Raw genomic sequence first — 22,738 nt, forward strand, 5'->3', positions numbered from 1 at the left:
AATGATAACTATCTAAGGAGTAATACAATGAAATTTATTAAAATTCTTTTAACTATGATGTTCATTACATTTTTATTTGGATGTTCTAGTAAATATCAGGCACCCCACAATATTACTACACCTGTAGAAGGCCTAACCAAAGAGCAAGTAAAAAAAGCTATTTTAGCATCGGCAACTAAAGGTGAATCTACTTTTGGTACATGGAAAATGGAATCTATTGACCAAAATACTATTCGAGGTCATTTGTTTAATCGTAAGTTTGAAGCTGTTGTAAACATTCCTTATTCAGCAACAAGTTATTCAATAAATTATGTATCTGTAAGCGATAATTTAAAAAGCAAAAATGGCAATGTACATCGAAATTATAACCGTTGGATAAATAATCTAGATGTAAAAATCAAACAGAACATTTTTAATGCTAAATAAAGTTATACATGCAATTTAATTAATAAGCTCAATTTTTATTGAGCCTATTAATGAACTAGCATTAGGATTTATGCTTTACTTTAGTAATTCTCTGTTAATAATTATTTTTTATAATTAGTCTAAATTTCTTATTCAACAAAATACACATTAATAAAAAACCTTCTAACTATATTATTAATCGTTAAAACTAACTATCTATTATTTAATAAGCAGTTTAATATATAACTGTATTCAAAATTTACTGAATATGGCTCCAATTCCCTACATTTCTTTCTTATTTCTTTTTTTTTCATGCTTGAGGACTATTATTATGCTTCAATGGCTTTTAAATTGGATTTTAGATGGACTTAAACATTCACCTGAAATTCTTTTGTTTTTATCGTTAAGTTTAGGGTATTTAATTGGTGGTATTCGAATTGGTAAATTCCAACTTGGTGGGGTTGCTGGTTCATTGTTGGTTGCGGTAGCGTTGAGTGTTTTTGGCGTTACAGTCGATGCCGGCGTTAAGGCCGTGTTATTTGCATTATTTATTTATGCTGTTGGTTTTGAAAGTGGACCGCAGTTTTTCCGTTCCCTCGGTGTTAAAACTTTGCGAGAAATCTTTTTAGCATTATTCATTGCTGTTGCCGGTTTGGTTACAGTGGTTGTGTTAGCTAAAATCTTCCATTTAGACAAGGGGCTTGCCGCTGGTTTAGCTGCTGGTGGTTTAACTCAATCTGCCATTATGGGTACAGCTTCTGATGCTTTATCGCAACTAGGTTTAAGTGCGGAAGAGCTAAGTAAGTTACAAAGCAATGTTACTATAGGTTATGCGGTTACTTATATATTCGGTTCTCTAGGCGCAATTATTGTGTGCGTGAATATTCTACCAAAAATAATGGGTCGGGATATCCGCGATGACGCCATGAAAGCCCAGGCTGAGCAACTTAATGGTTCTTTGCTGTTAGGTAATAATCAAAATTTAGCTTTGTCTGATATTAGTGGGCGCCTTTATCGTATAACTAATAATATTGCGCAAACTGTTGCTCAGGTTGAACAAAAATTAAAAGGTATCAGCGTTGAACGAATTAAACGTGGTAATAAAATTATTGAAGCAGCTCCTGATACTGCATTAAAAGCCAAAGATATTATTTTAGTGGTAGGACATCGTAATGCCATGATTAAAGCTCATGAGTTTTTTGGTTCAGAAGTTAACTCAGCTTCGGGCATGGATATTATTATGAACACTCAAGATGTTGAGATGCGTAATACCCGTTATGTAGGTGAAAGTTTAAAACAAGTACTGGCATCCGATGAGGTAATGAAATTAAAACATGGTATTTACCTTATTGCTATTCATCGCGATGGTCAACCGCTTAATCTAAATGACGATGTTCATCTACAACTAGGCGATATTATTACTGTTTATGGTGCCGATAGTGATTTGAAACGTGTCATTGATAGAATTGGTGCGCCAATTACTAAAAGTGAAAAAACTGACTGGATCTTCCATGGTTTAGGATTAGTGGTTGGGCTAATTATTGGTTTAATTGTGATTCGAGTCAGTGGTATTCCAATCACCCTTGGTGCTGGTGGTGGCGCATTGCTTTCTGGCTTAATCTTTGGTTGGTACCGTTCCCTTCATCAAACTGTTGGTAATATTCCAACTGGTGCACTGCAATTATTAAAAGACTTTGGTCTGGCAGGTTTTGTTGCCGTTGTTGGTCTAAGCTCTGGACTTCAGGCGATTAATACTATTCGTGAACAAGGTTTATCCCTTTTCCTTATCGGAATTGTGGTGACTTTATTACCAATGATACTAGCTATTTATTTTGGTAAATACGTACTTGGTTATAAAAATGCGGCAGTGTTTGCGGGTGCGCTATCAGGTGCACGCAGTGCCAATCCGGCATTTGGTGAAGTACTTAACAAAGCGGGTAATTCTACTCCTACTAACTCTTTTGCTATTACTTATGCTTTAGCTAATGTTTTCCTAACTTTGTTAGGCCCATTGGTTGTGGCTTTTGTTTAATTGATATGTCAAATTAAGGATCCAGATTATGAAAAATAAAACAGATTATGCTCAATATGCTAATTTAAGTCCTTTTGAATTAAAAGATAACTTAATTAAACTAGCACAAAGCCATACTGATCGGGTAATGTTAAATGCTGGTCGTGGTAACCCAAATTTTCTAGCAACTTGGCCGCGTCAAGCCTTTTTCCAACTTGGGGTATTTGCACTTCAAGAATCGGAAATGTCTTATTCTTACTTGAATGAAGGTGTAGGTGGCATGCCGATTAAGGATGGTTTAACTGGGCGCTTTGAACATTTTGTTCGTCTTAATTATGAAACTCCAGGCGTTGCCTTTTTGGGTAAAGCCTTTTCTTATATTCGCGATCAACTTGGATTAGACGAAAATGCTTTTCTTCAAGAAATGGTAGAAGGTATTTTAGGTTGTAATTATCCAGTGCCGGATAGAATGTTACGTTTTAGTGAAGAAGTCGTTAAAGCCTATGTTCTAGAACAAATGGGCGCTCAATATCTTCATCGTGACGAAATTGATCTTTTCGCCGTTGAAGGTGGTACTGCGGCAATGGCTTATATATTTAATTCGATGAAAGAAAATGGTTTAATCGAAAAAGGCGACAAAATTGCTATTGGTGCACCTATTTTTACTCCTTATCTTGAAATCCCTGAATTAAATGATTATCAATTGGTGGAAGTATTAGTTAATTCAGATCCTAAACTTAATTGGCAATATCCGGAATCAGAATTACGTAAATTAGAAGATCCATCAATAAAAGCGTTTTATTTGGTCAATCCATCTAATCCACCTTCAGTAAAAATAGATAATAAAAGTTTACAAATTATTGCCGATATCGTTAAAAAACGCCCTGATTTAATCATCTTAACTGATGATGTATATGGTACTTTCGCTGATGATTTCCAATCACTATTTGCCATCTGTCCAAAAAATACAATATTAGTGTACTCATTCTCTAAATATTTTGGTGCAACAGGCTGGCGTTTAGGTGTAATTGCCATGACCCGTGATAATATTGTGGATAAAACTATTAAAGCCTTACCGAAGAAAAACAAAGATGTTTTAAACAAACGTTATAGTTCGATTGTTACCGACCCTCAAAATTTGAAATTTATTGATCGTTTGGTAGCTGATAGCCGAGCTGTGGCATTAAATCATACTTCTGGTCTTTCTACTCCACAACAAGTACAAATGGTGTTATTTGCCTTATGCGAAATGATGGATAGCGATCAAAGCTATAAAGCAACATTGAAGAATCTAATCCGTCGCCGAGCAGCATCACTGTATCAACATTTAGGTTTACAACATAAATCGGATGAAAATAGTGTTGATTATTACACCTTGATCGACCTTGAAAGTATTTGTCGTGAATTGTATGACGATAAATTTGCTAAATGGATCTTAAAAAATAAAAATCCAACTGAATTGTTATTCAGAATTGCTGATGAAACTGGAGTGGTTTTATTACCAGGTAAAGGCTTTGCAGTGCAACACCCTTCTGCAAGGGCATCATTAGCTAATTTAAATGAATACCAATATGCAGCTATCGGTTTATCATTACGTAAACTTGCTCAAGAATACTATGATGAATATAAAGCTAAAAATAAATAACCTAGCTTAAATATAAAAACTAATATCTTTTCAAAGATACTTAAAATCAAACCCTAGTTTATCTAGGGTTTTTTTGTGATTAATATTTTATGATTATCTAGGATAAACTTATTACTATTTGATATCCTACAATATAGATAATTTAGTTATTTTTACAATAAATTCATATGGTATCGCAGTAAAATAGATCTCATTTAACTACGAACTCATACATGTTCACTATTTTTTAATTATTTAATATTAATCAAATTGTTAAATATTTAATCATATTAAATAAACATTTATTTGACAGCAAATTTTTTAAATGCTAATTTCATTGTTAATGAAAATCATTATCAGTTAAGGTTTTTTTGATGCAAACAATAAAATCAAAATTTTGTTTACTAAGTTTTTGCTTAATCAGTTGCTATAGTTCTGTTGTTATAGCAGCAGATGATTATAAAAAAGAAAAAAATGAAGATGATGTAGAGAAAATTATTGTTACAGGGGAAGGCGTAGCACGTAGTGAATTACAAACGAGTTCTAGCTTAAGTGTAACGACAAATAAAGACATAGAAAGGCGTCCAGATCTTCAAACATTAACCTCTGTACTTAAGTATACACCTAATATTTTAGAAACAGGTTTAGGTAATGAATTACCTACAATTCGAGGTATAGAAGGTTCATCTGCTCATGGGGCAACAGCCTTTTTAGCTGGAGCTCGTCCACGGCTTAATGTCCAAGTTGATGGAGATACTTCTAATTATAATGAATTGGCTTATGGTGTTAGATCGTTGTGGGACATTAAACAAGTAGAAGTATTTAGAGGCCCTCAAAGTTATGCGCAAGGGCGTAATGCTATTGCTGGTGCCATTGTTATGCAAAGTTTTGACCCAATCAATCAATTTGAGGCGGCAGCTAAGAGCGATTTTGGTAACCAACATCGTCGTCAATTAGCGGGTATGATTTCAGGACCATTAGTTAATGAACAGCTACTATTTCGTTTAAGTGTGGATCAACAAGGTCGACAATCTTATGAGCATTTAGCTAATTTCCATCCAGCTGGTGATTCACGTAAATTTAAAACAACTACAACTAAAGCTAAGTTACTTTGGTTGCCTTCGGCAATTCCCGATTTTTATAGTCGTTTAACTTTTTCACACGTTGATTCGCGTAATCCACAAGGTGAATTTAAGCCAACTACTACTCATGATAGTTATCGTCCTGTATTTAAAGTTCGTTCAGCATCAACAATATTAGATACTGGATATCAATTTAATGATTCTTGGGAATTTGAAAATAAGTTAATTTATTCTAATTTTATTCATGATCGATTATCTATTCCTGCCGATGCGCCATCAAGAGTTGAAGGGCATAGATGGCAAGTTGCACCTACGTTAAAATTTAATGATGGTAATTATAAAGGTTTACTTGGACTGTTATATTTCAATTCACCGCAAGACGATAGTATTTTATTAGGTGTACGCAATAATTATCATGATAAAACTAAAACTAAAGCTATTTTAGGTGAGTTTACCTTTAATCCAGTAGATATTATTGAGGTTAATTTATCCGCTCGTTATGAACAAGAAAATCATACTCGCAAAGGTGGTAGCTTATTTACTTTAGATTATGGTAAAAAAACCAATGCATTTTTGCCAAAAGTTGATGTTGCCTATCTAATTAGTGATGATCAACGGATAGGGGCTAAAATTGCTCGTGGTTATAATCCAGGAGGAGCAGGAATTTCATTTCGCTATCCTTTTACCACCTATAGTTATGGTACCGAGTATGTTTGGAACTATGAGCTATATCACCGTTGGATATCTGAAGATAAACGCTTAAAAATTAATACAAATATATTTTACAATGATTATAAAGATATGCAGATTGAATATTTTAGTAATCCAATTAGTCCTACTATAGCCAATGCTAATAAAGCGATAACCTATGGAGCTGAATTTAATGTTGAATGGCAAGCTACTCAAAGTTTAAATTTGGTTTCAGGTATTGGTTTACTTAAAACTAAAATTAAAAAATACAGTGAAAATAAAAGTTATAATGATAATAAATTAACTCGTTCTCCTGGTTATACTATAAATCTTGGAGGCTATTATACGTTCCCATTTGGCTTTGAAACTGGCGTCAATACTAATTTCACTGATAGTTATTATTCTGATGCATCAAACAATAGAGCTTCTAAAATTAATAGTTACTCACAGACTAATGCATATTTAGCCTATAATTTCAAACAAGGTCGAATAATGTTATATGCTGATAATATTTTCAATTCACGGGATAAAATCAATACCATGTCTTCTTCAGATAAGTACACGACTTATCAACAACCGCGTTTAATTGGTGTTTCAGCTCAAATAAATTACTAAATAATTAGTTAAGAATAAATCTGCTTTGGATAACCAAAGCAGATTTTTAAATTAAAAATAGGTATGAGCATTAATGGTTTATTCAGATATTTTTTTACCGGTTAAAAAAAAGATCAATCAATCAATTGTGGTTGCTGCTTTTGCACAAATCCTGAAATTAAGTGTTTGGCTTATTTTAATTTGGGTAATGTATGCACTTAAAAATGATAGTTCCCATTTTCCAATCTTACCTTTAATCTGTTTGTTGATAATTAGTATTATTTTTTATGTTCTTAGAGTTTATGCTCATGATAAATCACATTATGCAGCTTTTGAATTAGAAGAAATATTAAGGAAAAGATTAGTAGAAAAAATTAATCAATTACCATTAGAAACAGCTAGAAATATAGGGTCAGGTAATCTAATCAAAGTATTGATCGACGATATTAAAGAACTACATGCTTTTGTTGCTGATGCCCCCCCATTGAAAGCTGAGGCTATTGTTACACCTATATTTACTTTACTCGTATTATTCATATTTAACTGGTTATTTGCCTGTCTAGTATTGTTTATAACGTTAGTTTCTTTTGTAATATTGTCTTACCTTTTACGAAAAGGGCATCTGTTAAAGCAACAATATAATGAGGCAACGGTGGAGATTAATAGCCGAATCATTGAATACATACAAGGTATGAATGCAGTAAGAACATTTGATGCAGGGGAAGGGGCATATAGTCAATATAGAACAGCATTAACAAATTACAGTCAATTGGTTTTTGATTGGCTCTATTCTAGTCGTTACTCATCCAAAATTGCTCGAAGCTTATTTTCCCCTATGTTGGTAAATTGTATATTGATTATTGGATTAAGTTTTGCTTATATGTCTGAACAGGTATCTTTTACCACTATATTTAGTTTCTTGTTATTGACTGCTGGTATAGCCGAAAGTATATATCCGGTAATGGGCTTATTTCAAATTTTGGAAAAATCAAAAGCGGCTATTGATAGGATATTTGAAGTTGAAAGTTTACCTTTTTTAACTCGGACTGATACTTATAACACGCCTAGTAATAATGAGATCCTATTTAAAAATGTGTATTTCTCATATCAGAACAACCAACAAGTTTTATCAGATATTAATCTGCGCATAATAGAAAATAGTTTTACTGTGTTTATTGGTAACTCAGGTTCGGGTAAAACGACTTTAGCCAATCTTATTCCGCGGTTTTTAGATGTGGAGCAAGGGAGCATCACATTAGGTGGTATTGATATAAAACAAATTGAATATAATCAGCTTATATCTAAAATTTCGTTGGTTCCTCAGGACAATTTTCTATTTTCATGTTCAATTGCAGACAATATCCGTTATGGACTGGATAATATTACCGATCAACAAGTAATTGAGGCCGCCCAAAAAGCTGAGATTCATAATTTTATCATGAGTTTACCTCAACAATATCAGACTCTGGCTGGAGAACGGGGACAATTGTTATCTGGTGGACAAAAACAAAGAATCGCAATCGCTAGAACCTTTTTACAAAATCGTCCTATTATTATTTTAGATGAACCGACAGCTTTTTCAGATGCTATAAATGAAGTCTTATTATTAAAAGCTTTCACGCGTTTAATCGAACAACATAAAACCGTTATTATGATCACTCATCGTTTGTCTAGTGCGATTAAAGCGGATCAAATCATTTTTTTAGAACAAGGGAAAATAATTGCTCAAGGTCATCATGATGATTTAATCAAAAGTTCGGATAAATATCAGGCTTTATGGCAAGAATATCAACAGGCCCGAAATTGGACTATTGCCGTTAACTCTGTAAATAATGAGGTTACCGATGAAACAATATAGTCATATACAAACCAGTCGAGTAAAATCATTATTAACTACGTATACGAGCTTATTGAACGCATCAGGTAAACAAAGATCTATTTTTATTCGTAGTTTAATCTATTCTATTTTGTCTTCATGTTTATTTGGCATCTCGTTAGTTACACTTTATCCACTCTTTATCGCTTTAGATACTCATAATAATCATAGTGTCATGATTTATCTAATGATGGTTATTTGCCTTTTAATTATTAGTTTTATTTTTCGTGTAAATTCTGAAAAATATGATGCTGATGGATATTCTAATTTAGCTGTTACTGAACTAAGAGAAAAATTAGGCAATAAATTGCGGCATATTTCCTTAGATTATTTAAATCAATACCGTTCAGGTGAAATTAATTATGTATTAATGCAAAGTGTTAACGAAGCTGCTGTTTATGCGTTTATGTTGATTAACATTATCCTTACGGGAATAACTATTCCGTTTTCAGCTTCTATTATGTTATTGTTTTATAATTGGCAATTATCGTTAATGATGATCGTAGTTTTTCCAATTGCTATTCCACTGTATTTTTGGCGCCGTAAAGCTTATCGTCGTGGTTTTAGTATATTAGCGCAGGCAAATGCCAAACTTAAAGGCGAGGCAGTTGAATTTGTGCAAGGATTAGAAGTTTTAAAATCAACCGGTCAAACTCAACAAAAAATTATTCAATTTATTGAAGTGGCACAGGATGTCGCCAATATATTACGTATCGGTACTAAAAAGGGTGAAAAACCTAATTTAATTATTACTATTACTATACAAGTGAGTTTACTATTAATAATTATTTTAGGGGCTTATTTAGTCAATGTTGCTGTTATCAATTATATGTTGTTAGCATGCGTATTATTAGTTATAGCCCGTTCAACCGATATATTGAATACTTTTATACAAATGTCATCTATGCTTGAAACGTTGGTGATTGGCTATGAAAAATTACAAGAAATTTTAAATGCGCCTTCATTACCCGAAAAAGAAGCAACAATAATGCCACAGCATTATGATATTGAATTCGAGAATGTTAATTTCACTTATCCTAACCAACATAGTTCCGTCCTTAATAATATTTCTTTAACTATTCCTGAAAAATCATTAACAGCGTTAGTTGGTAGTAGTGGTTGTGGTAAAACAACTATTACTAGACTCATTTTACGCTTTTCAGATGTGTCATCCGGAACAATCAAAATTGGTGGTGTTGATATTCGTAATATGTCGCAAAAACAATTAATGAGTTTAGTATCAGTAGTCTTTCAAGATGTCTATCTTTTTCAGGACACCATTATTAATAATATTAGAATGGCAAAAATATCTGCCACTGACGAAGAAGTGATTGCAGTGTGTAAACAAGCTAGATGTCATGAGTTTATCGAAAATTTAAAAGATGGTTACCACACACAGCTTTCAGAAATTGGTAAAAGTTTGTCTGGTGGTGAAAAACAACGTATCTCTATCGCGCGAGCCATTCTTAAAGATGCTCCAATTTTAATTTTAGATGAACCTACTGCTGCGCTAGATATTCAAAATGAGTTAGCAGTACAAAAAGCGATAAATTGTTTAGTCCAAGGCAAAACTGTACTGGTTATAGCACATAGATTATCCACGATTATTGGTGCTAAACAAATTTATGTGATAAATCATGGTGAGGTTGCTGAAAGTGGTAACCATCAACAACTATTAAATCAAAATGGTATTTACCAAAAGTTTTGGGATATTCAACAATCAATAATTTAATCTAATCTAATTACTTAGTGTATTTTAACTAGTAAACAAATATAAGTTAAAAAAGGTAAAAATCTAAATGCTTGAAAATAAAAATATTAATCTTTCTAAGAACGTGTGGTTTTTATTTGTAAGTCTTTATATTACACAATACATTGGTATTGGTTTTTTAACTATTGCCTTGGCAATAATTTTACGACAAAACGGTATGGCATTAGATCAGCTTAGTCTTATACCTCTAATGATGATGCCGATTGGTATTAAAGTTTTATGGGCTCCATTTATTGATAAATATTTGAAGACTCGCTTATATCATTATCGTAATTGGTTGCAGATAGCAATAGTTTTAATGTTATTATGTTTGTTAGTTATAGCCTTTCTCGATCCTATTAAACAATATGGATTAGTTTTATCCCTTATTTTTATCTTTTCAATAATGACCGCAACTCAAGATCTTGCTCTATCAGGATTAACTTGCCAAATGTTTAGCGAAGATCAGCGTTATTTTATTTCAAGTGTGAAAATGAGTGGTGCTATGTTAGGCAATATTCTTGGTGGTGGTGGAGTATTGTTGCTTTATCCTTATATAGGTTGGATGGGGTGTTTGCTACTAATTATAATAACTTTACTTTTTACATTATCTCAATTATGTTTTTTTAAAGAATATCAATATCGACGAATTAATTATATTACGGAAACAGCTAATAAGTATTATTGGAAAAATCTATTGTTAGTATGGAAAGGAAAGATCAGTTGGTTAATGTTACTGATGATTATTCCTTTTAGTTTGTTGCCTGCTTATAATTTGATGTCCCCATTACTTGTTGACAATGGTTGGTCATTACCGGATATTGCAATTTTACTTAAGGTTTTTGGTTCAATTGTTAGTTTAGTTGCAGTATTTTTTGTTTCGAAAATAATCAAACGACTAACCAGAAGGCAAAGCTTAATTTCTGCCCTAGTCGTTCATGCATGCTGTTTATTGTCATTTATTCCGCTATCTTTGGGTTTTATTAATATTTTCAGTGTTTATTTTGCTTTTTTCCTCTATTTTATGAGCCTACCGTTTCTTTCTATTCCAATTTCCGCCATTATTATGGATAACTCTGAAGGTACTCAAGCAACTTCAACAGTTTATAATGCTCAAACTTCAGTCGGATTTATTTGTGGGTTCCCTGCTATATCATTAAGTTATTTTTTAGCTCAACATTTGGGGTATTTTGAAGTTGTGTTGGGTTCTATTATTATTGCTTTTTTTAATGCATTTTTTGCACGTAAGGTAATAAAGCCTTAAAGAATGGTATGACGATAAATTTGCTAAATGGATCTTAAAAAATAAAAATCCAACTGAATTGTTATTCAGAATTGCTGATGAAACTGGAGTGGTTTTATTACCAGGTAAAGGCTTTGCAGTGCAACACCCTTCTGCAAGGGCATCATTAACTAATTTAAATGAATACCAATATGCAGCTATCGGTTTATCATTACGTAAACTTGCTCAAGAATACTATGATGAGTATAAAGCTAAAAATAAATAACCTAGCTTAAATATAAAAGCTAATAACTTTTTAAAGATACTTAAAATCAAACCAAACCCTAGTTTATCTAGGGTTTTTTATTTTTTAGGAATGTGCAATGATAACTTTTTTATATAACAAAAAACGCAAATTTATAAACAACCAAAAATAAATAATAATTGGTCATTTTTTAATAATTATGAGTACCTAAAGGCATTTATTATATGCGATACAATATTGTTCAAGGGACATCATATTATTAAAACCTCTTTTTCTTGCTTTATCATTTACTAATTTTTCGGCGATATTATAAAGTGAATCTTTAATGTATTCATTGGCTTCATAATCCATAAATGATAATTCATTCAATAATATAAATTGAATATTTTCTATTTCAATTTGCTTTTTTTGGTCATCGTCTGCATTTTTTATAAATTGGCCATATGTCATTTTCATAACTTACCTCGTGGCAATAAGTAGCATCCAGTAAAATAATCCAAATAGAATTTCTATAATTAATATAGAGTAAGAAATAAAAGCGAGGATTTTTTCACTTGGTGTTAATTTATAATCTTTATCGAATCTGTCCTTTTTTTTTACATTTATAAAGTCTTTATTCGTCATATTCATATTCCTAAAACTTAATCTTGACGGTAAAAGAAAAGCGGTAACTGATCAGTCAATGCATGATGTAATATATATAATTTAATTATGTATAATTAATCAAAACCGCAGTATGTTCATATGCCTCTGCTAGCTACTTGAATCTTCTTAACTAATTAAATAACTCGTAGTATTGTTTAATTTTATTGTTAAGTTGATTGGTTTTGATAAAACAATGATAATATAAGTTATCGTTATTGTCAATAATTAAAGTTATTAAGGCTAATATTTAAGTTATCGATGTATTTGATATTAAGTTAGTTATTTGGATAGTTAGAATAAATATAGTATTTCTATAGGAGGATAAAGCCTCTTTTGAGGCTTAAATGTTGATTTTTTAAATAGGTTTTTGAATGCTTATTTGTGTTTAAAATTCATTCAAATTATTGGATTGGAGTATAATTATTTACTAATCAAGTATAGAAGATTGCCACCAAACTCGTCCCAGAACAGTGATTTCATCTTGCGACACTATTTCATCCTCATATCCGGGATTATAACTTCTGATCTTAACTTGATTCCCAGGTAGTCGTTCAAGAATTTTTATTCTTAGTAATCCGTCATGATTGATTGCGTATATTTTTCCATCGCGTATGAGTGTATCTGCTTGGTCAATACCTACAGTAGAACCATCTCTGAAAACTGGTTCCATACTATCGCCATAGACAGTTAAACAAACCGCACAGTCTTTATCAATTCCATATTTACGCATAGTGGATCTAGAAAGGCGTAATTTATAGCCATTATAATCTTCAATATCATCAGCAAAACCATCACCAGCTGATAATCGTACATCTTTGTAAAATGGGACTTCTACCTCGTCATCTGCTAAAGGAGTTTTACTATCCCACTCATCAATAGCTCCAAGCATTGTTGCATTTGATTGGTTGCGATTTGTTTTAGTCGTTGGAGTACCTTTAGTTAACCATAGAAGATCTACATTTAATGCATTAGCAATTTCAACAATTTTCCTTGATGTACCAGATTTGCCTGAAAGCAACTTTTGAATAGCTGGTTGGCTAATTTTAACTTTTTCAGCTAATTGATGTTGAGACATGCCAGAGTTTTTTAATGCCAAATTTATTCTATCAGTAAATGTAGTCATATTTTTATCTCATAGTTAATGAATTACTCATTGTATAACTCAAGTTATCGCTTATCAAATAATAAAAGTTATTGATTTATTAAATAACTTTGGTTATCATTAATAACATATATTATTAATAGCTATGAAGGCTTCTATAAATAGTTCCTTTTTTCTAATTATATTCAATAAAAATAACATGATTTGAAATCAATATAACCTTAATGCAAACGAATAAGATATTTAAGCAAACTAAGACAATTAATTAATAGCAATAGATTAAAGAATTAAATGGAGAGATGAGATGAGAGATACAAAAGATATTTTAAATGCATGGAAAAATACCCGAGTTCTTAAACGAATCGGAACTGAATATCCATCAAAGTCATCAGGATTTGAAGGTGCTCCACCTGATGTAGATAGTCGTCAATATTTAACTGAAATAGAAGCTGAAGAGGTGGACAATGCTGTTTTAAGGTTAAAAGAGGATAATTACTCACATTGGATTGTTCTAACAGCTTATTATTTAAGAGGCATATCATGTAATGCTCAAGCAAAAGTTATTGGAAGACGCCCGCATGACATTATTAGTTTGTTAAATGAAGCTGAAAGCTTTATAAGAGGGTATATTTTTGAATTTTATAAAAAGCATCATGAAATTTCGTGATAAAAAGGTTGACTTTGCGCAAATTCGCATATATAATAGCCCTATAATGTATTTTTATGCATTTAAATAAAAGCCCAACTGTTTAGTTGGGCTTTTTTGTTATGTTTAAGTATCTATTTAGTCTAAACTTAAAAATTTAGGTTAATAATGGTAGTTAAATAAATAAAACGATGCAGTAATAAAATATACTTTTAATATCAGTAACTTTAAAATTAAACCGCTTAATTGCGGTTTTTTTATATCCAAAATTTATGACATAGCCAATATTGAGTTACTTCAAATTACTGAGTTTGACCGTCATAATTGACAATTTTAAGTACTGCATCTCTTTCTTTATATCAACAGCCTCATTCGGAGGCACATCATGAAGATAAAACGTATGCCAATTAAAGATCCTGATAATGTCAACTGGATTGTTATCATTTATTTGTTCATTTTAACATCGCTTGGTTCATTGGCTAGTTATTGTTATCACGTTCTAAACGGTGACAAATTCCGAGTTGGAACTTTGGTTGCTCAAATATTCATTTCTACATTTGCAGGAGCGTTAGTGGTATTAGCGGCGAGTTATTTCAACTGGGCTTTTGAGTTTGCCGGTGGTATTGCTGGTTTGGCTGGATGGTCAGGTGCCACATTGATTAAAGCACTGGAAGAACGATTAATAAAAAAAGCCAAAGGAGATGAACAATGAAATTAACAGAACATTTCAAATTAGAAGAATTCACTCACTCAACAACTGCGAGTCGGTTAAAAATTAATAATTCCGTACCTACAGATTTAATGCCTAATATCCAATTGACTGCAATAAAATTGGAATTTGTTAGAAAAGCTTTAGGACAACCAATAATTATTACATCAGGTTATCGTTGTCCTGCTTTAAATGCACGTGTTGGAGGCGTATCTACTAGCGCCCATACTAAAGGATTAGCCGTTGATTTCCATTCATCATTTGGTTCACCTAAACAGATTTGCCAAAGATTAATCGATGCAGGTGTTCAATTCGATAAACTCATTCAGGAACATAACCAATGGGTACATATTGGTTTTAGTCCAACTTACAATCGCCAACAAGTTTTAACTGCAGTGAAACAAGGCGGTAAAACCATTTACTTGAATGGATTAGTATGATGGATAAATTGAAATGTATTTATAAAGTATCCCCAATATTTTGTATTTTAGTGGCCTGTTGTGCTATTTATTTTGCTTATCATAGTTGGCAAGGTAAACAATTTGCCATAGCTACAGCTAATAAATTAGAAACAGAATTTGAGCAATACAAACAGAGCAATAATATAGTTAAACAACTGGAATTAAATATCATCGAGACGATAAAAAATGGTCAAGTTAGTACAGATAATTTGCGTAATGATATTGATAATGGTCTTGTCGAGTTGCGCGTCAAAGTCGAAAATATCGAGAGAGATAGTACCGCCACCAGCGATATTGCTTACCGAGCCTTACGACTTGCAAAAACTTCTAGACAAGATTATTACAATCTCGCCAACGCAATTAACTACAACAAAGCAATAATTGACGGTTGGCAACAATATTATTGTCAAGAAATTGCGCCTAAAAACAAAACTAAGTTTATGTGTAAAGGGGGGGAATAATAGTGATAATTAATTTACTTTTACAGCACGAATGAATTGCCAAAATAGTATAACAATTTTTTTATCGATGATTGGGCTTACTTCAAATTTATTGTTCAATCAATTCATAGTGTTGCTAATCACTTTATTGTTACCTAAAAAATGCTCTTATCTTAGTTACCATCAGTAATAACTTTTTTCTATCTACAATGAACTTGACTTGCTTTTTTGGGGTAATAAATCGTCTAGCAAAAGTACGTAAAAGTTTTGATAACTATATTAGTTAACAATCTATATGAAGTTGTTAATAGTCATAATGGCACACCAAAATTCCTTACTAGACTAGTCTATCGGCATACTTTAAAAACATAACGACATAAAATTTTTAAAAAATATAACACGGAGTAATGATGACTATTATTAGTGTTTCACGATTCGATATGACTGAAGTCAGACGCATAATTGCAAATATTTTAATGCTACCTGAAACAGTCATATTTGATGTTAGGAACACACAAGATGTTTCTAATATCGATAACTATATAACAGTATCTGATACCAACGAAACTGATATTGGCGCAGAAATTCGTTATAACGGAGAAGATGAAGAAGAAATTGTATCAGTTTTAAAAGAGATCACTATCACTGTTGATGCTTATGGCAACGATTCTTACGAAATGCTATGCAAATTGACTGAATCTATGAAATTAACGCCTGTATGGCAACGATTAAAGCAATTAAGCATGGGGTATCTTCGATGTTCTGAAATCCGTAGTTTACCTATGACCAGTGAAGTTGAAATTATGCAACATGCACAGGTCGATCTTATTTTTTCAATCAATCCCATCGTTAAAACCAGCATTCCGCGAGGTGATAACGTAAAATTTAAATTAGAGGTTATTAAATGAGTTTACCATTAAGTCAAGTTGTAGACGTTACTTTACAACAAACCCCCAAAGGGGCACAAAAACGCGATTTAAGCGTAGTTGCCATTTTTACGAATGAAATGTGCGATGCATTTGCTAATGCCGATACTCGCTACATTGTAGTATCAGATGTTGACAGTGTGGCATCACAATTTGGCACTAATTCTGATGTTTACCGAGCTACATCAGCATTATTTTCAGCTCGACCAAAACCCAAAACAGCAATTATTGCAAAATACATCCAAAATGGATTAACAACATCTGCAATTAGTTCAAAAGTTAACGGTTCAACGCTTGCTGTGTCATATATTCAATTTAAAAATATTACTGATGGTTGTTTCTCATTTTATTTCGGTGATGCCAAAATTGATGTTAAAGAACTGAACTTTTCAAGCGTATCGAGCATGAATGATGTAGCAACGATTATAAATGACAAGTTAACTAATGCTGATGTTAAGTTTGTTTATGATTCTATTGGTAATCGATTTATTTTATCTTCTAAAATTGAGGGTAAAGGTGCTAATTTTGGTTACGTTTTTAATGAAGAACTGGATGGTACCTATATTGGCAACATGACCAATTTAATTGACGGTAAAGGAGTGTTAATTAGTGGTGAAGATTCAATAAATCATATAAAAGAAACACCAGCAGAAGCCTTAAGTAAGTTACAAAATCAATATCAAAATTGGTATGGTGTTTATTTTGCTAATACGATTAATGATGATGAATTAGTCGAAGCTCATGATTGGGTGGTGGCGCAAGGTATTGAAAATGCTAAAGTGCTTGGTTATACCGAAACCAGAACAGCTAATATTGAATATACCGATGGAAACGTATTAAAAACGTTAGCAAAACGTAACAGTGGCCGTTTAATGGTTCAGTATAACAACAAAGGGAATACTCATGCTGCAGCTGAACTAATGGGTATTGCTCTAACAACTGTTTGGACAGGTGTAAATACCGTTAAAACAGTTAAATTTAAACAAGAAGTAAGTGTCACTTCAGATGATCGAATCACGGTTAATGAAGCAACCAAATGCCGTCGCTTAGGCATCAATTATTATACTGATTATGCTGGTACTAATATGCTTGCAGAAGGGGTGATGATTGGTGGTACGTTTATAGATGAAACTACAGGATTAGACGCATTTATCAACGCAGTACAAGTACAGGCTTTTAATACCCTACAAGGACAACCGACTAAAATCCCACAAACCGACCGAGGTCAGGAAATTTTAATCAGTTCAATTAAGGTAATTGGAGAACAATTTATTAATAATGGTTTTTTAGGCCTGGGCAAATGGACGTTGGGTAATATCGGTGAATTATCTTATGGTGATCAAATCAACGGTTACTACTTCTATTCTGATTCATTCGATAGGCAAGATACAGCAGATAGAGAGGCACGTAAAATGATGCCAATTAACTGCGCACTCAAATTAGCCGGTGCTGGTCATAGCGTCGATATTATTGTTCAATTCAATCGATAAGGATTTTTTATATGTCTAAATCATTTTCACTAGAAGATGCCGTACTAACCATCGACGGCACAGAAATTACAGGGTATGAAAATGCTCAAGATTCAATCAGCATTGCACCAATTGGTGATGATGGTGATATTACTTATGGTATTAATGGAAAAGGGGTCTTTGTACATGCTTGTAATCGGGGTGCAACAATAACTATTAAAACCCTCCAACATACCGGAACTAACGAAAAATTAAATCAACTACGCAATGCTCAGGTTAACAATCCAACTACCGCCACTGGTAAGTTAATCACCTATAAAGATTTACGTAATGGTGATGAGTTTTTACTTACAGGATGCTGGTTTACTACACCGCCAACGTATGCACGTGGTACATCTCACAATGGTGTAACATGGACATTCAAGGCAACCAAAGCAGAGTTTAGTATTAAAGGTGGTTTATAATGGAAAGTAAAGATTTTAATATTGATGATATAGTTTATACATTTACTGCAGCAGATTTCTTCAAATCAAATAAATATCTTAAAAAATTAACAGCTCTTTTAAAGGGCTGTTTTTCATTAGATGACAATAAATCAGGTTTTGATATTGGTCAACTGGCTTCTAATATTGGCTCAGAGCAGTTTGCAGAAATAGAAAAATTCATTTTAGATTATGTTACCGCCATAGATGAGAATGGTAATAAAGTATTGTTCCAAAAACCTGATGAAGCCGGTAAATTTTTTAATACTCATCGTAGTCATTATTATCAAATCATTATTGAGGGATTAAAGTTCCATTTTTTGGGTTTTTTACCAAATGGAATAGCGTCCAATCTAAATATGCTCAGCTTGGAGACAGTAGCGGAGAAAGCGATGTAGATTGGTTTGTGTGGGGTGTGATCGTAAATAAATATGCCACACTCCACGAACTCAGGACCGTCTATTCACTTGATGATGTTATCGAAATGCATAATGTAATAGCTGAGGTTAAATTGGCCGAAAAACCAAAGGAGAACTAAAGTGGGTTCGGGAAATTATTTAAACAAAATAGGCATTGATACTTCTCAAGTCAGTAATATAGCCCAAATAACAGACAAATTACAATCTGGTGCAGGCAAACTTTCGAAAATCACAAAGGAAATCCAAAATGATTTAAATAGTGTCTTTAGTGAAACTAGCAAATCAACAGATAAGACTGGCAATTCAGCCGTACAAGTTCAATCTAAACTTGTAACGTTAAAAAAAATGTTGTTTAGTATTGCTGCTGCAGGAAAATCTTATGGTAAGACGATTGTAAATGCATTTGATAATGCGATCGATAAAGCTCAAGAGTTAGCAAATAATGAAGATGTATTATTTGAAATATCTAAAACTGAAATCGATCAAGGTAAGTTATATAAAAAGGAAATGGAAAAAACAGGAAATGCAATTGATAGTATTAAAACAAAAATTGCATTAAATCTTGCTCCAGCTGTGACTGACCTTATCATAAGTTTTCGCAATTGGTTAATAGTTAATAAAGAACTCATCAGTAAAGGAATTACCACAGTTATTACATGGGTTAGTAAGGCAATTCATATTATTATTAATTTTGGAGAATTCATTGATAAAATTATTAGCAATACAATAGGCTGGGAAAATGCCATTATAGCGCTTGCTGTGATTTGGGCAAAATTTAACCAAGCATTGCTATTCAGTCCGATTGGTATTGTAATTGGATTACTGACTGTCTTAATGCTTCTGATTGATGATCTTATGGTCTATATGAAGGGTGGTAAAAGTCTTTTCGGTGAATACTGGCAACCATTCATTGATGGTGCAAAAGCCGCGTGGAGCTTTATCAAATCGTTTTGGGAGCTAATACAAGCATTTTGGTCTGGTGATACTCAAAAAGTAAAATCAATATCTAAAAAATTATTTAATTCGTTAGTAAATGGTGTTAAATCATTAATACGAGGAATTAAATCGTTACTGGCCAATCTTCTAAAAAATATATTAATGTTTTTTGGTATGTCTGAGAAAGACGCAATGAAAACGGTTGATAGAATTGGTAAGATTTTTGGTTTCATTGTTGATGTGCTTACATTTCCGTTCCGCATGGCGTATCAAGCTATATGCGCGATAATGGACTGGCTTGGTATCGATGCAGGTGATGTCGTTAACGCGATTGGTGAAATATTCAAAGCTATATGGGGATTCATCACCACTCCATTCAAAGCAGCTTGGAAATTTGTTAATGATTTATTTGATATCTGGGAAGATGACACCACCTCAACGACAGATAAACTGGGTAAAACACTTTGGGCAATCTGGGATTTTATTACATGGCCGTTTAAAGCTGCGTGGAATTTTGTAAAAGGACTATTTGATTCAGGGATAGAGGTTGTATCGTCATTCACGGAACTATTAGGCGGTATTTTCTCTAGTATGCTTGGTTTTATCACTGCACCATTTGAAGCTGCTTGGAATTTTGTCTCAGGACTATTTGATTCAGGGATAGGTGTTGTATCGTCATTCACGGAACAATTTGGCAGTATTTTTTCTAATGTGCTTGATTTTATAACTACCCCATTTAGTGAAGGTATAACCTGGATTAAAGACAAATTTTTTGGATTTGTTGATGTGGTTAAAAATAAAATTAAGGGCGTTGCATCTTTTTTTGGACTAGGTGGAGATGATAAAGAAGATGATGATTTATCGCTTGATGATAATGAGATAGAGATAACAACAACAGCGACAAAGATCACAAAAGCACAAGTATCAGCTAAATTAGACACAGGTGTTGCAAAAGCAAGCGGTATTAGTCCATTAAATAATAAAGTTAACAATAATAATGCTGTAACAATATATAACACAATGAATGTCACAACACCACAACAAGGTTTTGATAATCTAAATTATATTGCACAGTATGAGGCCCGACGGATAGCAGATAATACAAATACTAAAATGGGGTCTAACTAATGTTTCAGTCTATATTAAATAAATCATCAAATAGTACAGGTCTAATCGTCAGTCAGAATTTTACTTTTAGTTTTGATATTAACACAAATGAACAGCACGCATCGAAGTTGCGAGTAACCGAAAATCCAATTGAAAAAGGGGCTAATATTGCTGACCATGTAGTATTAGATCCTAAGGAGATTAATGTAACGGGTCTAGTAGTTGGTTACGAAACTAATAATTTTTCATTTGATAGTATATTAGGCTTTAATTTTTCAAATTATCCGTTACCTATGCCAATAAAAAAAGTAACAGCTCAGGCAGAAAATATGGTCAATCGCTTTGCATCATATTTTCGAACTGGCGCAAAAGCAACTAACCAAGTTATTGCTGACTTTTTACCTGATTACCAATCTCCATTATTGAACTGCCTTTCTTCTGACCGTATCGCCGATGCTTACGAAAAACTATTGGCAATACAGCGTAGCGGTGAACCAGTAACATTGCAAACTAATACGCGGCAATATAAAAATATGGTTATAACGTCAGTCGGTCTTACTCAAAATCAGAATACTGTAGGTGAATTTACGTTAACATTCCGTGAAATTTTTATTGTTGATACGCAGACTGCAAGTGGTTTAAATGTACCAAAACCGAAAACGAGAAATCTTGGTAAAACTCAACCGAAAGAAAACTAAATAAGAATTTGTGTTAAGCAAAACAAGAGGTTGATATGTTTATAATACAAACAACAACAGATGAAGTATTAGAGCAATCCTTTACACTCTATGATAGAAATTTGCGTTTAACGCTGAGATATAACGCAATATTAACCGGTTATCAATTCGACTTGTTTGATATTGATAATGATGAGTATATAACGAAAAATAAAGGGTTATCTGTCGGTAGTCCATCTTTGATTGAGTTTAATTTGCCATTTGTGATGGAATTAAATGATAAATCAGGATTGGGTATTAATGCTATATCTAAAGATGATTTAAATAATCGCATGCAACTGTTAATAATGACTAAGGAAGAATATCGTGCGGCAATTCGGCAGGGTTTTAGAACTTAAAATTGGTAATCGTAAAGAAAGCATTGTTATTAATAATCTTAGAGTAACTTTCTCAATTAAAAAAACACTCACTTCTGAACCAAACACTGCTGAAATATCAATTTATAATCTTAATGATTCAAATCGCAATCTCATTACGAGTAAACAATATAATTTTCTTGAATTATCGGTTTGTTATAAAGAAGATGTACTAAGATTGATATTCTGTGGCGATATTCTAACGATTGAAAATAAAATTGCTGAACAAGACATGATTACTACACTGCGTTGCAGTGATGGACATCGAGCATACACCGAAAAAACAATTGTTAAAACCTTGCAAAAAGGGCAGAAAGATAGTGATTTTTTAAATGAAGTGGTGAGTAGTTTTGGTGTCCAAAAAGGTGCTATAAATTTACCAAATGATAAGGTTTTTCCACGAGGTAAAGTAATGATGTGTGACACTCGCGAAGCCATGCACAAAATCGCCATTAACAATAATGCTGACTGGTCAATACAAGACGATCAGCTTGTTGTTATCCCTAAAGATAAAGCACTTGCCAATAACGAAGGTTGGGTTATATCAAGAACTACTGGCATGATAGGCTGCCCTCAAAAAACTAATGAAGGGTTAGAAATTACAACTTTATGTAATCCTCATTACAGAATCGGTTCGCTTGTTCGCGTCGAGTCGGTGCAAACCGAGTATAATGGCGACTATAAAATAAAAACGATAGAGCATAATGGAGATCTGTATGGTACTAACTGGAATAGCAAATTAGTTTGTATTGGTGGAAATTTTGGTAAAGTTTAATAGACATTT

At 32.7% G+C, this 22,738-nt stretch carries 21 protein-coding genes and 1 pseudogene; 20 read left to right on the plus strand and 2 right to left on the minus strand.

What is annotated here, in order from left to right:
• Positions 1-27: 27 nt before the first annotated feature.
• The 8 genes and pseudogenes from A9G12_RS05835 to A9G12_RS05870 form a co-directional block, all read left to right on the plus strand.
• Complete coding sequence (locus tag A9G12_RS05835) at positions 28-426, plus strand: hypothetical protein (protein ID WP_065564921.1); 399 nt, start codon at positions 28-30, stop codon at positions 424-426.
• A 310-nt stretch (positions 427-736) separates the two neighbouring features.
• Complete coding sequence (gene aspT / locus A9G12_RS05840; protein WP_065564922.1) at positions 737-2,437, plus strand: aspartate-alanine antiporter; 1,701 nt, start codon at positions 737-739, stop codon at positions 2,435-2,437.
• A 28-nt stretch (positions 2,438-2,465) separates the two neighbouring features.
• On the plus strand, positions 2,466-4,061 hold the full coding sequence (locus A9G12_RS05845; protein ID WP_065564923.1) for a bifunctional aspartate transaminase/aspartate 4-decarboxylase: 1,596 nt from the start codon (positions 2,466-2,468) through the stop codon (positions 4,059-4,061).
• Positions 4,062-4,414: 353 nt separating this feature from the next.
• Entirely contained in the window at positions 4,415-6,427 is a 2,013-nt protein-coding gene (locus A9G12_RS05850; protein WP_065564924.1) for a TonB-dependent receptor, read from the plus strand.
• Positions 6,428-6,500: 73 nt separating this feature from the next.
• Positions 6,501-8,264, plus strand: a complete 1,764-nt coding sequence (locus A9G12_RS05855) for an ABC transporter ATP-binding protein (RefSeq protein WP_065564925.1) — start codon at positions 6,501-6,503, stop codon at positions 8,262-8,264.
• Positions 8,251-10,014 (plus strand): ABC transporter ATP-binding protein, encoded by a 1,764-nt coding sequence (locus A9G12_RS05860; RefSeq protein ID WP_065564926.1) that lies wholly within the window; start codon positions 8,251-8,253, stop codon positions 10,012-10,014. The genes A9G12_RS05855 and A9G12_RS05860 overlap by 14 nt, the downstream gene beginning before the upstream one ends.
• 67 nt (positions 10,015-10,081) lie before the next feature.
• On the plus strand, positions 10,082-11,296 hold the full coding sequence (locus A9G12_RS05865; protein WP_065564927.1) for an MFS transporter: 1,215 nt from the start codon (positions 10,082-10,084) through the stop codon (positions 11,294-11,296).
• Between the two features lie 7 nt (positions 11,297-11,303).
• Positions 11,304-11,540 (plus strand): annotated as a pseudogene (locus tag A9G12_RS05870) (bifunctional aspartate transaminase/aspartate 4-decarboxylase); the annotation flags it as partial.
• A gap of 186 nt (positions 11,541-11,726) precedes the next feature.
• On the opposite strand, the gene A9G12_RS05875 reads toward A9G12_RS05870, so the two are convergent.
• Both A9G12_RS05875 and A9G12_RS05880 read right to left on the minus strand, forming a co-directional pair.
• Positions 11,727-11,975, minus strand: a complete 249-nt coding sequence (locus A9G12_RS05875; protein ID WP_065564929.1) for a hypothetical protein — start codon at positions 11,973-11,975, stop codon at positions 11,727-11,729.
• A gap of 616 nt (positions 11,976-12,591) precedes the next feature.
• A complete protein-coding gene (locus A9G12_RS05880; protein ID WP_065564930.1) occupies positions 12,592-13,287 on the minus strand; it encodes an XRE family transcriptional regulator in 696 nt (231 codons plus the stop codon).
• A gap of 283 nt (positions 13,288-13,570) precedes the next feature.
• Here A9G12_RS05880 and A9G12_RS05885 point away from each other — a divergent pair, with 283 nt between their 5' ends.
• The 12 genes from A9G12_RS05885 to A9G12_RS05940 all read left to right on the plus strand — a co-directional run bounded on the left by A9G12_RS05885 (position 13,571) and on the right by A9G12_RS05940 (position 22,729).
• Positions 13,571-13,933, plus strand: a complete 363-nt coding sequence (locus A9G12_RS05885; protein ID WP_065564931.1) for an antiterminator Q family protein — start codon at positions 13,571-13,573, stop codon at positions 13,931-13,933.
• Between the two features lie 364 nt (positions 13,934-14,297).
• On the plus strand, positions 14,298-14,624 hold the full coding sequence (locus tag A9G12_RS05890) for a phage holin family protein (protein WP_218056586.1): 327 nt from the start codon (positions 14,298-14,300) through the stop codon (positions 14,622-14,624).
• On the plus strand, positions 14,621-15,061 hold the full coding sequence (locus A9G12_RS05895; RefSeq protein ID WP_065564932.1) for a D-Ala-D-Ala carboxypeptidase family metallohydrolase: 441 nt from the start codon (positions 14,621-14,623) through the stop codon (positions 15,059-15,061). Before A9G12_RS05890 ends, A9G12_RS05895 begins: the two co-directional genes overlap by 4 nt.
• On the plus strand, positions 15,061-15,543 hold the full coding sequence (locus A9G12_RS05900; protein WP_065564933.1) for a lysis system i-spanin subunit Rz: 483 nt from the start codon (positions 15,061-15,063) through the stop codon (positions 15,541-15,543). The genes A9G12_RS05895 and A9G12_RS05900 overlap by 1 nt, the downstream gene beginning before the upstream one ends.
• A gap of 389 nt (positions 15,544-15,932) precedes the next feature.
• Positions 15,933-16,430, plus strand: coding sequence for a phage neck terminator protein (locus tag A9G12_RS05905; protein WP_065564934.1), 498 nt, complete (start codon positions 15,933-15,935; stop codon positions 16,428-16,430).
• Positions 16,427-17,938: a DUF3383 domain-containing protein gene (locus A9G12_RS05910; RefSeq protein WP_065564935.1), complete on the plus strand. Its 1,512-nt coding sequence runs from the start codon at positions 16,427-16,429 to the stop codon at positions 17,936-17,938. The genes A9G12_RS05905 and A9G12_RS05910 overlap by 4 nt, the downstream gene beginning before the upstream one ends.
• Positions 17,939-17,949: 11 nt before the next feature.
• Positions 17,950-18,381: a phage protein gene (locus tag A9G12_RS05915; RefSeq protein ID WP_065564936.1), complete on the plus strand. Its 432-nt coding sequence runs from the start codon at positions 17,950-17,952 to the stop codon at positions 18,379-18,381.
• Entirely contained in the window at positions 18,381-18,797 is a 417-nt protein-coding gene (locus A9G12_RS05920) for a phage tail assembly chaperone (RefSeq protein ID WP_065564937.1), read from the plus strand. Before A9G12_RS05915 ends, A9G12_RS05920 begins: the two co-directional genes overlap by 1 nt.
• A 141-nt stretch (positions 18,798-18,938) precedes the next feature.
• The gene (locus A9G12_RS05925; RefSeq protein ID WP_065564938.1) at positions 18,939-20,882 is read left to right on the plus strand and encodes a phage tail protein; all 1,944 of its coding nucleotides are present in this window, start codon (positions 18,939-18,941) and stop codon (positions 20,880-20,882) included.
• On the plus strand, positions 20,882-21,559 hold the full coding sequence (locus A9G12_RS05930; RefSeq protein ID WP_081299674.1) for a phage baseplate protein: 678 nt from the start codon (positions 20,882-20,884) through the stop codon (positions 21,557-21,559). The genes A9G12_RS05925 and A9G12_RS05930 overlap by 1 nt, the downstream gene beginning before the upstream one ends.
• Positions 21,560-21,594: 35 nt before the next feature.
• Entirely contained in the window at positions 21,595-21,936 is a 342-nt protein-coding gene (locus A9G12_RS05935; RefSeq protein WP_065564939.1) for a phage baseplate plug family protein, read from the plus strand.
• Positions 21,905-22,729 (plus strand): phage protein, encoded by an 825-nt coding sequence (locus tag A9G12_RS05940; protein ID WP_065564940.1) that lies wholly within the window; start codon positions 21,905-21,907, stop codon positions 22,727-22,729. Before A9G12_RS05935 ends, A9G12_RS05940 begins: the two co-directional genes overlap by 32 nt.
• Positions 22,730-22,738: the final 9 nt, after the last annotated feature.

The organism is Gilliamella sp. wkB112 (assembly GCF_001690685.1).
Classification (GTDB): domain Bacteria; phylum Pseudomonadota; class Gammaproteobacteria; order Enterobacterales; family Orbaceae; genus Gilliamella; species Gilliamella apicola_J.